The organism is Ferdinandcohnia sp. Marseille-Q9671 (assembly GCF_976954385.1).
Map to the genome: position 1 here is coordinate 541,446 of NZ_CDRJTA010000001.1, position 12,852 is coordinate 554,297.

12 protein-coding genes and 1 riboswitch are annotated in these 12,852 nt (G+C 36.0%); all 12 genes read right to left on the reverse strand.

The window, feature by feature from the left end:
* Nucleotides 1–110: 110 nt before the first annotated feature.
* The 12 genes from ACWNMY_RS02915 to rluB all read right to left on the reverse strand — a co-directional run bounded on the left by ACWNMY_RS02915 (nt 111) and on the right by rluB (nt 12,808).
* Nucleotides 111–923 (reverse strand): histidinol-phosphatase, encoded by an 813-nt coding sequence (locus ACWNMY_RS02915; RefSeq protein ID WP_449536790.1) that lies wholly within the window; start codon nt 921–923, stop codon nt 111–113.
* 75 nt (nt 924–998) lie between these two features.
* Nucleotides 999–1,937, reverse strand: coding sequence for a peptidoglycan DD-metalloendopeptidase family protein (locus ACWNMY_RS02920; protein ID WP_449536791.1), 939 nt, complete (start codon nt 1,935–1,937; stop codon nt 999–1,001).
* Nucleotides 1,938–2,259: 322 nt separating this feature from the next.
* Nucleotides 2,260–3,495 carry a hypothetical protein gene (locus ACWNMY_RS02925; protein ID WP_449536792.1) on the reverse strand — a complete coding sequence of 412 codons (1,236 nt, stop codon included), beginning with the start codon at nt 3,493–3,495 and terminating at the stop codon, nt 2,260–2,262.
* Nucleotides 3,473–4,021, reverse strand: a complete 549-nt coding sequence (sigX, locus tag ACWNMY_RS02930; protein WP_449536793.1) for an RNA polymerase sigma factor SigX — start codon at nt 4,019–4,021, stop codon at nt 3,473–3,475. Before sigX ends, ACWNMY_RS02925 begins: the two co-directional genes overlap by 23 nt.
* A gap of 110 nt (nt 4,022–4,131) precedes the next feature.
* Complete coding sequence (locus ACWNMY_RS02935) at nt 4,132–4,644, reverse strand: ECF transporter S component (RefSeq protein WP_449536794.1); 513 nt, start codon at nt 4,642–4,644, stop codon at nt 4,132–4,134.
* A complete protein-coding gene (locus tag ACWNMY_RS02940) occupies nt 4,635–5,054 on the reverse strand; it encodes a DUF4430 domain-containing protein (RefSeq protein ID WP_449536795.1) in 420 nt (139 codons plus the stop codon). The genes ACWNMY_RS02935 and ACWNMY_RS02940 overlap by 10 nt, the downstream gene beginning before the upstream one ends.
* A gap of 171 nt (nt 5,055–5,225) precedes the next feature.
* Nucleotides 5,226–5,452: riboswitch (cobalamin riboswitch) on the reverse strand.
* Between the two features lie 102 nt (nt 5,453–5,554).
* On the reverse strand, nt 5,555–7,339 hold the full coding sequence (locus tag ACWNMY_RS02945) for an ATP-binding protein (RefSeq protein ID WP_449536796.1): 1,785 nt from the start codon (nt 7,337–7,339) through the stop codon (nt 5,555–5,557).
* The gene (locus tag ACWNMY_RS02950) at nt 7,336–8,052 is read right to left on the reverse strand and encodes a response regulator transcription factor (protein ID WP_449536797.1); all 717 of its coding nucleotides are present in this window, start codon (nt 8,050–8,052) and stop codon (nt 7,336–7,338) included. Before ACWNMY_RS02950 ends, ACWNMY_RS02945 begins: the two co-directional genes overlap by 4 nt.
* A 394-nt stretch (nt 8,053–8,446) precedes the next feature.
* On the reverse strand, nt 8,447–9,619 hold the full coding sequence (gene ccsB / locus ACWNMY_RS02955) for a c-type cytochrome biogenesis protein CcsB (RefSeq protein ID WP_449536798.1): 1,173 nt from the start codon (nt 9,617–9,619) through the stop codon (nt 8,447–8,449).
* Nucleotides 9,620–9,621: 2 nt separating this feature from the next.
* The gene (locus ACWNMY_RS02960) at nt 9,622–11,283 is read right to left on the reverse strand and encodes a cytochrome c biogenesis protein ResB (RefSeq protein WP_449536799.1); all 1,662 of its coding nucleotides are present in this window, start codon (nt 11,281–11,283) and stop codon (nt 9,622–9,624) included.
* A 12-nt stretch (nt 11,284–11,295) separates the two neighbouring features.
* Entirely contained in the window at nt 11,296–11,826 is a 531-nt protein-coding gene (gene resA / locus ACWNMY_RS02965; RefSeq protein WP_449536800.1) for a thiol-disulfide oxidoreductase ResA, read from the reverse strand.
* A gap of 247 nt (nt 11,827–12,073) precedes the next feature.
* Nucleotides 12,074–12,808, reverse strand: coding sequence for a 23S rRNA pseudouridine(2605) synthase RluB (gene rluB, locus ACWNMY_RS02970; RefSeq protein ID WP_449536801.1), 735 nt, complete (start codon nt 12,806–12,808; stop codon nt 12,074–12,076).
* Between the last annotated feature and the right edge of the window lie 44 nt (nt 12,809–12,852).

The following is a 12,852-nucleotide window of genomic DNA, read 5'->3' on the forward strand; positions in this document are numbered from 1 at the left end:
AAGGGTTCTTTCTTTTTACTATCAGTAGGCATCTACTAGCAATGATACACTTAATAAGAAAAGAAAGCAGGCTTGTAGTGGCCCACTTTCTCTGTTTTTACGCTTCTTTTTTATCCTAGTGGAACTTCCTTACGTTCCCCTTTTTCAAATGTCATTAGTGTTTCATATCCAACACTTTTTGCTAATGCAATGGCTTGCTCAAAATCTGCCCCGACATCCTGAGGTCTATGTGCATCTGATGATAATACTATAGGTATATTTTTGTTATAACACATTTTCAATAGTCTAGGATCGGGATAGAGCTTTCCGATTACCTTTCGCAAACCTGCAGTACTAATCTCGACACAAGTTTTGGAGTTAGCAAGAGCAGTTGTAGCCCGGTCAAATTGATGAAGTAGGAATTCCTCATCCTCTGGAATATACTTAAATATTTTAACTAAATCGATGTGACCAATAATATCAAAAAGATTTGATTGTGCTAATGTTACAACCTGATCATAATATTTTGTGTATGTATCGTATAGGTCTCGCTTATCCCATTCTTCACGAAATTCTGCAAGGTCAATTCCAAAATCTTCGACCCAATGTATGGATCCTATCACATAATCAAAATCGTAAGAAGATATGAACGATTCCATTTCTGCATGCTTACCTGGCGTATAGTCCATTTCAATAGACATTTTTACATCGATGTTATTTTTCCAGGCAAGTTTAAATAAGTTCACATAATCCTTCATGTCATAATACCTTCTTGCATCCACCCAGGGATTAGATAAAATGTCTTTTGTTTGATAAAAATGATAGGCATGCTCCGAAATGCCAAAAGAATCAATCTTTTTTGCTTTTGCTTCTTCAATAAATTTCATTAAATAATCTAATTCAAGTGTTCCTAACTCTAAATGATTGTGGTAATCAGTAAGCATGAATATCCCCCTAAAAGTTTTTACCATTATACATGAATAATCCTCTTAAGGGGAAGTGAAAATATTCAAATTGTTTTATGATTTCTCAATAATGAGCTCTTGATGCGGGAAGATTAAATCACTTTGTAAATGATTTAAAACTTTAATTTCTTCAACTGTTAAACCAACCTTGCTTGCGATGACTGATAGGGAATCACCCTCTTTAACGGTATATGTCTTACTGTCATTATGATAAATATCCAGAGTTTTTCCTACTTCTAATCTTGAAGAATTCAGGTTATTCCACTTCATAATCGATTCAACTGAAACATTATGACGGATTGATAAATCCCAGAGTGTATCCCCCTTTTTAACAGTAATCTTAGATACAGTATTACCTTTGTTTTCAACTGTAGCTGCTTCAATATGATTTTCTTGTTCTTTATTATAATTAAAGCCTCTAGTTACTTTCTCTTCTACCTTTTTTGAAACTTCAATCTGCTCTTTCTCTAGTAAAGTTGGAACAAGAATTTGTTCATTTGTAAGCACAAAGAGGGGATCAATTGCATTATTTCTTGATGCATTCCATTCCCCGTTGTGTACTTCGAAATGCAAATGCGGGCCAGTAGAATTTCCTGTACTTCCTATGTGGCCAATTATTTGGCCTTTTTCTACCTTCTGTCCTTCCTGAACATTTCGTTTACTTAGATGTGCATATACTGTTTCATATCCATTGGGATGCTCAATAAAAACAACATGACCATAGGATCCCTTAAAGTATGATCCTTTTACAATTCCTTCATCAACTGCATATATATGATCTCCAATTGGAGCGGCAATATCTAAGCCTTTGTGATTCCCCTGCCTTGTACCAAATGTATCTGTAATTCTACCAAGTACAGGCCACGCCCATTCCTCATCTGTACCAGTTACTGGTACATCCTGTGCACTAGCACTTAGACTACCAATAAATAGGATACCTATACAAGCTGCAAATAGCGCAACGATTGTAATGCGTCTAACAAACACAAACATTGTGATCCTCCTCAATATAGCTATGAAAATTAGTATGTAAACTAGATCAATGTGACCTCGGCTCGCTTGTCTAACCAATCGCATCGGAAGGAAAAAAATCGCTGTCTGCACTCGACTGATGCAAATCGCCTACCTTTCACTTCCGTAGGAACACTCTTTGCTTGGCTACAAGACACCCCCTATCTAAAGTATCAAGCAAAAATGGACACCCTTTCATTATTTGAGAAATTTTCTTAAATTATGTAAAAAATATGTAAAAAATTTCTTCATAATTTTTTTGACTAACATATGGAGACAAAAAAAAGAGACAACAAGTGTCTCTTTAATGTACTGGCAAAGGATTTGGCGCAAGAGGAACCTGTACAGGCTCACCAAATGGTATATCACCAATTTGATCAATTTTCCCATGAAAGGTAACTGTCTCAAAATCGAATTCCTTCGCAGTTAACAAGATTGCCTCAATCATGCCAATAAATGTATCGTTATTAGTAAGTTTTGCATCATCAGCAAAATAGATCTCTACATTTGTTCCATTCGTTTTTATACTTTCAATTTGAGCCGATTGTATGATTGGCGGATGAAGTTGATAATCTCCCTGATTGAGCTGTTCTTTCATTGCTTCAATTGCTTGTTCAAGTGTATCAAAATTTTCATATGTCGGAATTAATATCTTATAATTAGATCCTTCATTTATATAGAATAGATACGCTTTTTTAGTATCCTTTTCCACATCAATATGATTTTCAATAACACCTGATTGACCTATGATTATTCCTTGTTTATCATTTTGATAAAGTTCTGCATGTTGATAGTCTTCCAATAGATATCTAAATGATTGTATTGTATTAATGAAATCACCTGATTCTGCTGTTGCAAAAGATTCAGTATTGACGGTCTCTTCAACCTCTACTTTTACAGCTTTTGATCCATCAGGTTTAATTACTTCAGAAAAATCTTCAAAATACGTATCAACAGTTAATTCATCAATTCCCCAGCTAGGATTTTGTAGAATAATATTATTCACTACCGGTATATTCTTTTCCCATTGTTCAATTACATTTTGCCCATCTGATTCAACTACAACAGATACAACGGTAGGAAACATCACTCCACCTACATATACCCCGTATGTTAAAATAACTTCATTTTTAGAAACACCCTTCACAGAATAGGCTTGTTGATTATCGAATGTAGACATGCTAGCTTCACTTTCTTTGTCTTCTTCCTCCGTTTTTTGTAAAATGCCAACCGACTCTTCTTCAGGAGCAACAGTTTCCTTATCTTCTTTATCCATTGCCATATTTGTATTTTCTCTAGACATCTCAGCTGACTCAAAGCCTGAATGATTCGTGTTTAAAAAAGAAGGAGCTAAAATAAATAATAAAAGCGCTGCTGCTGCAGATGCAATTGTCGGAACAAGCCATACCTTTTTCTTATTCTTGTTCTTTCTTTGGGATATATGTTGATAAATCTTTTGTGGACTACGGTTATCTTTAATTGTTGGCATTTGAGAAAGCATATGCTCTAGCTGTTCATCACTCCACTCTGATTTTTTCATCAGCTATATCCTCCTTTACTCCAGATTCCTCCATATAGGTCTTTAAAATTTTCAGACCTCTATGCTGAGTTGTTTTTACCTTGCTTTCAGTCCACCCAAGGGCTTCTGCAGTCTCAGCAATAGAAAGTGATTGGATATATCGTAAGATCAGTACCATCTTTTGATCAGTAGTGCACCGATCCAAACAGCGATACATCGTTTGTATTTGTTCATTCTGCAAAGCAATTTCTTCTGGAAGTGGTGCATAATCCTTTACCTCTTGGCGACTCCAATCAAACGAATCTATAATTCGCTGCTTCCAGCCTTTTTGTTTTCGAAATGAGTCTATTGCAACATGTCGAGCAATGGAAAATAACCAAGTCTTTTCACTGCTTTTCCCTTCGAATCTATCATATGATTTTAACACTCTTATATAAACTTCCTGAACGAGATCTTCAGCTTGTTCACGATTTTTCACCATATAAAATAAGAAGGAAAAGATATCGTGATGATATTTTTCATATAGTTCCTCAAATAAGGAATCCATTCTAAATCCTCCCGTTCATTTCATTAGTCGAAAGTTTTTTAAAAAAAGTTACATACCCAATATAGACTGTTTTCATAAAAAAAGGAAGAATATTTTGGTAATATTCTTCCTTACTTTGCAATTGTTACATTTTTTAAGAATAGTAGTCGTAAAATCGGATATAGGATAAGAAAAAATACTCCATTCCCAATTGCATGGCTAACATCAAACGGTAATCCTGCCAGATAATAGGCAATGAATTTACCTGAAAAAAGATAAAGTGGTACTGAAATGATGAACCCATATAAAAATCCACAAAAAATAGCAAATAAGGTAAGGATGAGTACTGGGATTCGGTCCCGATATACGCGTAGAACACCACCTAGTAATCCAATGATGCCCCATGCTATGATTTGACCAAATGTCCACAATCCCATCCCCATCACAAGATTGGAAAGTACGGAACTAAAAACAGCAACTATCATTCCATATACAGGCCCTAAAAACAAACTTGTTATGATGATAATGGCAGTAGTAGGTTGAACATTTGGGAGGAATGTAAATGTAATCCTCCCAACTACAGATAAAGCGATTAACATTGATAAAAATGTTAGGTTTTTAACAGAGAGTCTTCTTATTCCCATGCGTGTAAATCAAATTCTACTTTATCTTCAGGCTTTAGTTTAAATTCATTTGCGCCAACCATTGCCTCTTCACCATTCACAGAATAAAACCAAGATGTTTTTTCTGCCTCATTTGCTGCAACTCCATTAATACTAACAATAAATGCGCCATCAAATTGTGTTTCAAGTTCAAAGTTATCCTGCATGACATCCATAACTGTAACTTCTTTTCCTGCTTCAATTTCTATTTCCTTTTCAGCGATAATTTCTTCTCCATTGTTCTTTGAAATAACAACCGTAACTATTTCAGCTTTTTCTTCTTTCGTCGTATTTTCCGACGTATCCTTTTTTGGAGTCTCATTAGTCGATGGCTCATTACTACATCCAAATAATAAACCTAATGATAGTAATACAAGTAAAAGTTTTTTCATGTGTCTAGCTCCCCTTTGTGTTTTATAATAAGTGCAATAGCACCTATAACCTTTTAATCAAATATTAAAGCAAAAAAACTCACCCTACGGGGTGAGTTTTACAGTAAAAAGTGAAATCAAAGATGATTAAGTCTACCTTTTATTGCTAATTCTTACACCCCGAAGAATTACATAGAAAGAGAGAATTAGGCAGGTCTACTGACTTAAGCTTCTTCCTACTTTGAGTCCTTCCCATATGAATAACAGCATTTGCTATACATTCATACAGTGGTTCTTCTCATTTCGTCCACTTTAACAGTTGCGGGGGCAGTTCTGGACTTACACCAGATTCCCTATTAAGTCTACGAGAATTGCTTCAAAAAGCTCCATTCTCAGACACCAATAATTCTTACTAATTTATTAAATTTTTTTATTTGCTATCATTATAGTACTAGAAGAGTTTTTCATTTACAAGACAAATGTTTCTTATGGAACAAGAATCTTCGGCACAAACCTTCAAATTACTCATTTTTTCGAGGAATTACAAAGGTAAATGTTGTCCCCTCGTCCATTTTACTGTGTACTGAAATGTTTCCGTTGTGTGAATCAATGATATTTTTGACAATTGCTAAACCTAAACCTGTACCAGATTTCCCTCTTGTTCTAGCCTTATCAGCTTTGTAAAAACGTTCAAAAACAAACGGTAAATCCTCTTCAGGTATTCCAGATCCAGTATCCCTAATATCAATTTTTATCCCCTTTTCCTGTCCTTTTACAAGCACTTCTACTTTCCCATTTGCATCTGTATGTCTAATTGCATTATCAATTAAGTTAGTAAATACTTGTTCAATACGATCAGGATCTAGGAAAATTTCACCGATATTCTCTTCTTTGTTTGCAATGAGTATGATTTGATTATCCTTCGCTAGACCTTGGAATTTTCGAACGACTCGATTGACTAATGCATCAAAGTCAACTAATTCTTTATTCAACGTAATATTCCCGGACTGCATTCTAGCTAAATCCAATAATTCATTTACCAACCTACCCATACGTAAAGACTCATCATATATGACCTTGATAATTTCTTTTCGTTCTTCCTCTGAGCTTGCAATGTCATCCAAAATTGCCTCACTATAGCCTTGTAGCATTGCTATCGGTGTTCGAAGTTCATGTGAAACATTTGCAATAAAGTCCTCTCGGAGTCTATCTAATCGTCTTTCCTCGGTCATGTCACGTAAAACAGCTACAGCACCTCTTATATATGTTTGATTATAGAGTGGGCTCATTAATATAACCCATGTTCTTCCCTGAAGACTTATTTCTATAAATTGTTCCTTCTCGAAAGAAACGGCACGCTGAAATAAATCCCTTACCTCGGATGGAAGCTCTTCCCCAACATCCTGGTACATGCCTTGCTGATAGTACCAAGCTTGAAGAAACCTCTCTGCTGGCGGATTAGTTACTAAGATTGTGCCATCACGATTTAATGTAATAACCCCATCGGCCATACTGTTAAGAATACTCGCTAACTGTTCTTTCTCTTGATTAAGTGCATTTATATTATATTTAAGTTGTCTACCCATTTGATTTAATGCCATACCAAGTGCCCCAATTTCATCATGGGTAAGAATTGGAACCTTTGTATCAAACTTCCCTCTTGCAACTTCAAATGCAGCCTCCCTCATCTTTCTGAGTGGGGCAGTAATACGAGTTAATAGAAAAAAGGCAAATACAGTGGTTAAGACAATCCCAATTCCTGCAGCTAAAAAAATAAATTTTGTTGTTTGTTGAGCCGTCTTCTGGACAACGTCTAATGATTGATAAAGGAAAACCGCTCCCTTTTGATCATTTTCAATATGAAGCGGAGCCCCCACTACGAACAGCTCTTTTGATTGCTTACCCTCAAGATGTTCTTCAGTAAGATAGATCTTTTTGCTTTCATATTCATCATCCGAGATAACCTTTTTTAGAACGGGGTCCTCTGTTATTAGAGTTACTGGGATATTTGCAATCGATTCCCGATCCGGAGATAACCAATTGGTATTTTCGTCCGCGACAATGATAACCTTTGTCTCTTGATCAACAAGCTCCCACGCTATGGACCTTGCAACATCTTTATCTTCGTGTTGCTCCATAATCACTGCAATATTAGACGCAAGTTGAGTAAGATTTCTCTCAGCTTCCTGTATATGATAATTCTCAAAGTACTCCATAAATAAAATCGTTAAAACAAATAAAACAAAGGAAAACAATAGTAGAATCGTTGCCCACAGTTTTCCTACTACACTGCGCCAAAATTTCATTCCTGGCCAACCTCAAACTTATAGCCAACTCCCCACACCGTTACAATCATTTTTGCAGCATCCTGGGAAACTTTATTTAATTTTTCACGCAGGCGTTTTACATGTGTATCAACCGTACGCAAATCTCCAAAAAACTCATAATGCCAAACTTCTTTTAAGAGTTGTTCTCGATCGAATACCTTGTCTGGTGCTTTTGCTAAGAAGCATAGAAGTTCGTATTCCTTCGGTGTTAGACCAACTTCTTTTCCATCGGCAAGTACACGATGTGCGTCATTATCAATTGTTAAATGAGGGAACACAATTATGTCCTTTGCTGTTGTTTCGGTTTGAAGGTAGGTTGTGAGTGACGCCCTTCTCAATAGAGCCTTAACTCGTAGCACTACCTCTCTCGGACTAAATGGTTTGACGATATAGTCATCCGTTCCAACCTCAAATCCTTGAACACGGTTTACCTCTTCTCCTTTTGCGGTCAGCATAATAATAGGGGTTGATTTCTTCTCGCGTAATTCGCGACACACCTCTATTCCATCCTTACCGGGCATCATAAGATCTAATAAGATAAGGTCATACTCATTTTTAAATGCCTTCTCTAAGGCAACTTCACCATTATCAGCTTCTTCAATTATATAGTTTTCACGTTCAAGATACATTTTAAGTAGACGACGAATTCTTTCTTCATCATCAACGATAAGAATTTTTGCTCCGTTTTCCATGTTTATTCCTCCATTTTTCTAAAGACTCTGTTATCAGTAGTGAGATACCAACATAACTATCTACTTTTCACTACCGAAAGCCTTTACTAAAAAGATGTAAAGGGACTCGAATTAGAATTTTCCTTGGTGTATTAAAAACCGTCTTAATTCGATGTTACAAAACTAGTACTTTTTATATATTCCTTAACACTTATATCGTACATAAACTTTTCAAGATTATCTATATCATATATCACACTAGTCTTGCTCTATAGATCAAAAGTCAATATTTAGACACAAATGTTAACTTTACTCATTCTATATTCTCATTCATTTTGTATTCACAGACTACCATACAAATAAAGTGCAGACAAAGTCAATTATTGACCTCGTCTACACCTTAAAAGATTTCTATTTAAGCATATGAGTGTAATCCAGCAATTACTAGATTCACGAAGATTGTATTAAACATAATAATAAAGAACCCTACAACTGCTAGCCATGCGGATTTCTCTCCATGCCAGCCCTTTGAAAGTCTTAAGTGAAGGAATAAGGCATAAAATAGCCAGGTAATAAGCGCCCACACTTCCTTAGGGTCCCAGCCCCAAAAACGTGTCCATGCGATTTGTGCCCATATCATCGCAAAAATTAGTGCACCTAACGTGAATACAGGAAACCCGATAGCCACCGAGCGATACCCAATTTCATCAATAAGATCTAAATTTAAACGTTTTGTTAAAGGCTGTAGTGCAGCACCAATACGTTTACGTAAAATTAAGCGTAATAGTCCGTATAGAATAGACCCGGCAAAGATTGACCATAACACTGTATTTACTTTTCTCGCACTCAATAATGGTGGGAGTTCAATTCCAGTTGAAAACACACCATCTGTTAGTAATTCTCCTTCATTAGGGATGACTAATGCAGGTAATGTAAATACCATTTCTGAATCTACACCTTCTTTATCCACCCAGGAGAATGTTGATTCATATTTCATTGCACCAAAGGCTGTAGATATGGCAACAAATCCAACTACAACAACTAGTACATACATGATAAATTCTAGCCAGAAAGTTTTTTTACTTTTTACAGTTTGATCCACTACCCTTAACAGGTACAGAATTCCAGCCACAAAGCTAATTGAAAGTATGGCTTGCCCCAATGCTGCGGTCGTAACATGGATATGTAGCCAGTCACTTTGTAATGCAGGTATTAAAGGCGAAATTTCTCTTGAGAACATACTGCCATATGCAATAATTAGTAAGGCTACCGGTAATGTGAATAGTCCTAAAATACTTGTTTTATATATAAAATAGATAATAATAAACGCTAGAACAAGCATCATTCCAAAGAAGGTAATAAATTCAAATAAATTACTTACTGGTGCATGTCCTGATGCAATCCACCGGGTAAAAAAATAGCCTAGTTGTGCAACAAATCCGATAATCGTAATAGCTATCCCTACGTGTGACCAACGGTTATATCCGTTTGTATTTTTTTTATCCCTAATCGCTCCACCAAAAATAAACGTCGCAATAAGATAAAGAATGAAGGCACCATAAAGTAGATTTGAGCTTAATTCAGCCATATTTATCCCTCCTTATTTTCCTTATTTTTTACATCAACTTGATCAATTGGTTCTTCGATACCAGTATCTGAAAGAACAAATCGAATTTCATTTTTTAAACCAAACCAGTTTTTATTTGTATGTCCGGCCACAATAACCTCACTATTTTTACGCTGAACCCATATTCGACGATGATGCCAATAAGAACCTTGGATAACACCAATCATGAAAATAGCTCCACCTACAGCTAGAATCCAAAGTGTGTAGTCTCTTCTAACAGTCAGTCCAGAGACATTCTTCATCTCAACACCGCCAAAGGCCATTTTGTATTTATTGTCACCCATAGGTTCAATATTTTGTTGAATAGCGACAAAGCTAATTTCACCTTCAGGTTTATCCGGAGCAAACATCTTAAATACAAATGCCGGGTTGTTAGGAACCTTTGTTTTCGTAGCTGGCTCTCCGTCATCATTAAAGTAGAAATCCGGGAAATAGCTTGCTAACTCAATTGAGTAGCCATTTCCTAAATCATACATATCTTGTGGATCCCGTAAATTAATCGTGATTTTTCCAAAGTCCTCTTCCGTTGTTTTATCAATCATATTAAAAGACATTGTACTAAATTCATTTAATTTATAGTCGACTTGGTAGAATGCATAATGGTCATGCTTTAGAGGTTCATTTACTCGAATCTCATGACTTTTTATTTCTCTTAATTCTGGCTCGCGCCCATGAATAATTTCATCAGTACGTTCATATAACGTAACATTTGTTTGGTAGTTTTTTACAACCATTGCATTTCCTGCTTGTTCGATTGCTTCCTCAAAAACTTCCTTTTCTTTGTCCTTCTCGTAAACTTCTACAATAAACTTTTCACTTTCCAAATAGTACTTTCCGTCCGTTCCTGGAACACTTGCAGTTTCTCCTTCACGTAACCAGAGCACTTCATCCACGTACATGCCAGGTACAAAACGGAGCATTGCACCAATGAGAAAAATAATTAAACCAACATGGTTTACATATGGTCCCCATCTAGCAAAACGACCTTTTTCTGCTAAAATATTTCCATTTTCCTCACGAACTTTATATCGTTTCTTTTGTAACTTTTCTTTTACTTTTTGGAAATCGCCATCAACATCTTCAACCTTGTTTTTTCCGTATACTCGCTGCCTTTTTAAGAAGCTTTCATGACGAGTAACACCTTGCTTTTTCAAAGCTTTATATAATGGCACTACACGGTCAATACTACAAATGATTAAAGAGATACCTAGCATCGCAATCAGAATCATATACCACCAAGACCCGTACAGGTTATGGAACCCCAATTGATAATATAATCTTCCTGTTATTCCATACTCCTGTTCATAGAAATCTACTGGACTCATGCTTGGAGGTATGTATAATTCCTGTGGATAGATTGTTCCAAGTGCTGAGGCAACTAATAGAAGAACGATAATCCATATCCCAACTTTTACAGAAGAAAAGAAGTTCCAAATTTTATCAACTATTGTTTTGTTGTAGGTTTGAGAACGTCTTGCACTTCCCTCATACCGCATATCTAACAATGGCTTTTTTTCAGTACTTTCTTGATTTGTTTCCTCAGTTATGACAGGCTTACCGCATGCTTCACAGAATATCGTACCGTGTGGGTTAACATGCCCACACTCACATTTTACATTTTCCATAAAAATAACTCCCTATGGCATAATTTGCTCCATATATTGCCGTACCATCTTTTTTGACATTTCACCCGTAATAATCTCCACAACTTCTCCATTTTTATCAATCAATAGCGTAGTTGGTAATGGGTCAATTCCATAGGCGTTTAACAACTGGTTTCCTTTATCTATCGCGACAGGAAAGGATAATTCGTATTTCTCAATAAAGTTTTTCACACTAAATTGTGGTTCCCCAACGTTTATTGCAACTACCTCAATTCCTTGATCTTTGAACTCTTGATAATATGTATCAATATATGGAAACTCACGTTGACAAGGCTCGCACCATGTTCCCCAGAAATTTAAAAACACACCTTTTTTTCCTTTATACTCGGATAAATGGTGTTCCTTCCCATTAAGGTCCGTAACGACAAAGTCTGGCGCCTTATCTCCTACTGCTACCTTTTCCTTACTTGTAAAGAAATTGATATACAATGTATAAACGAGTGCAGCTGCGAGAAGTGACAAAATGACGGTTCGCATGACTAATCGTCGTTTCTTTTTGTCCATTTGGCAATCTCCCTTATATCAGTTTTGTGCACTTTCCTTGTCATTATAGCATTTAATAGATATGTGACCTTCCTTATATTTTGAAGGTTATGTGACAATTGAGAATAATTATTAATTGACTAACTCGAGTTAAAGAGACTTTTACTCACCTGTTAGCAATACTAAAAAGGTGCCCAAATGAAACGGAACGTGAAAGCTAGCTTTCTCTACAATAGTTTCACTTCATTTGGGCTAAATAGCAAAAATACTACAATCTATTGTTTTTTGTACTTGCTAATGCCCTTAATTGTTTCACTTCATGCGGCTGTAATTCTCTGTGTTCACCTGTATGTAGTCCATTGAGAGTAAGAAAGCCAAATCTTTCTCTTTTCAGTTTCATTACTTCATGTCCAATCGCTTCAAACATTCTTTTAACCTGCCTGTTTCTACCTTCATGAATCGTAATCTCAACAATAGAAGTTTGTTTACGCTTGTCCATTGATATTAGTTTTGTTCTAGCCGGAGCAGTCATGCCATCCTCTAGTTTTATTCCCCGTTCCAATTGACGAAGTTTTTCTTTTGGAGGTATTCCTTTTATCTTCGCAACATATACCTTTTCAATTTCGTATTTTGGATGCATCAACAGATTTGCAAACTCACCATCATTTGTTAACAAGAGCAAGCCTGACGTATCATAATCCAGCCTTCCAACTGGATAAATCCTCTGTTGAATTTCTTGAAAAAAGTCGGTTACAACCTTTCTACCTTTATCATCGCTAACACTAGATATGACAGAACGTGGTTTATAAAATAAAAAATAAACAGGCTCTTCTCTCTCTAAAGGAATCCCGCTTACCTCGATTTTATCATTATGGCTTACCTTAATTCCGAGCTCTTTAACAATCTTTCCATTTACTTTAACTTGACCAGCTACAATTAGCTCCTCAGCTTTTCTCCTAGAAGCTACACCGGCATGTGCAATGACCTTTTGCAAACGTTCCATCTATTTTCACCCCTTAAACATCTTACTTGTTTCTTAGCATTTTC

What these genes read in the sequence shown, in the direction of transcription:
- ACWNMY_RS02950 (WP_449536797.1), bottom strand. Translation starts at nt 8,052, where the DNA reads ATGGAAAACGGAGCAAAAATTCTTATCGTTGATGATGAAGAAAGAATT.
- ACWNMY_RS02915 (WP_449536790.1), bottom strand. Translation starts at nt 923, where the DNA reads ATGCTTACTGATTACCACAATCATTTAGAGTTAGGAACACTTGAATTA.
- ACWNMY_RS02935 (WP_449536794.1), bottom strand. Translation starts at nt 4,644, where the DNA reads ATGGGAATAAGAAGACTCTCTGTTAAAAACCTAACATTTTTATCAATG.
- ACWNMY_RS02925 (WP_449536792.1), bottom strand. Translation starts at nt 3,495, where the DNA reads ATGAAAAAATCAGAGTGGAGTGATGAACAGCTAGAGCATATGCTTTCT.
- ACWNMY_RS02960 (WP_449536799.1), bottom strand. Translation starts at nt 11,283, where the DNA reads ATGGAAAATGTAAAATGTGAGTGTGGGCATGTTAACCCACACGGTACG.
- ccsB (WP_449536798.1), bottom strand. Translation starts at nt 9,619, where the DNA reads ATGGCTGAATTAAGCTCAAATCTACTTTATGGTGCCTTCATTCTTTAT.
- resA (WP_449536800.1), bottom strand. Translation starts at nt 11,826, where the DNA reads ATGGACAAAAAGAAACGACGATTAGTCATGCGAACCGTCATTTTGTCA.
- ACWNMY_RS02920 (WP_449536791.1), bottom strand. Translation starts at nt 1,937, where the DNA reads ATGTTTGTGTTTGTTAGACGCATTACAATCGTTGCGCTATTTGCAGCT.
- sigX (WP_449536793.1), bottom strand. Translation starts at nt 4,021, where the DNA reads ATGGATTCCTTATTTGAGGAACTATATGAAAAATATCATCACGATATC.
- ACWNMY_RS02945 (WP_449536796.1), bottom strand. Translation starts at nt 7,339, where the DNA reads ATGAAATTTTGGCGCAGTGTAGTAGGAAAACTGTGGGCAACGATTCTA.
- ACWNMY_RS02940 (WP_449536795.1), bottom strand. Translation starts at nt 5,054, where the DNA reads ATGAAAAAACTTTTACTTGTATTACTATCATTAGGTTTATTATTTGGA.
- rluB (WP_449536801.1), bottom strand. Translation starts at nt 12,808, where the DNA reads ATGGAACGTTTGCAAAAGGTCATTGCACATGCCGGTGTAGCTTCTAGG.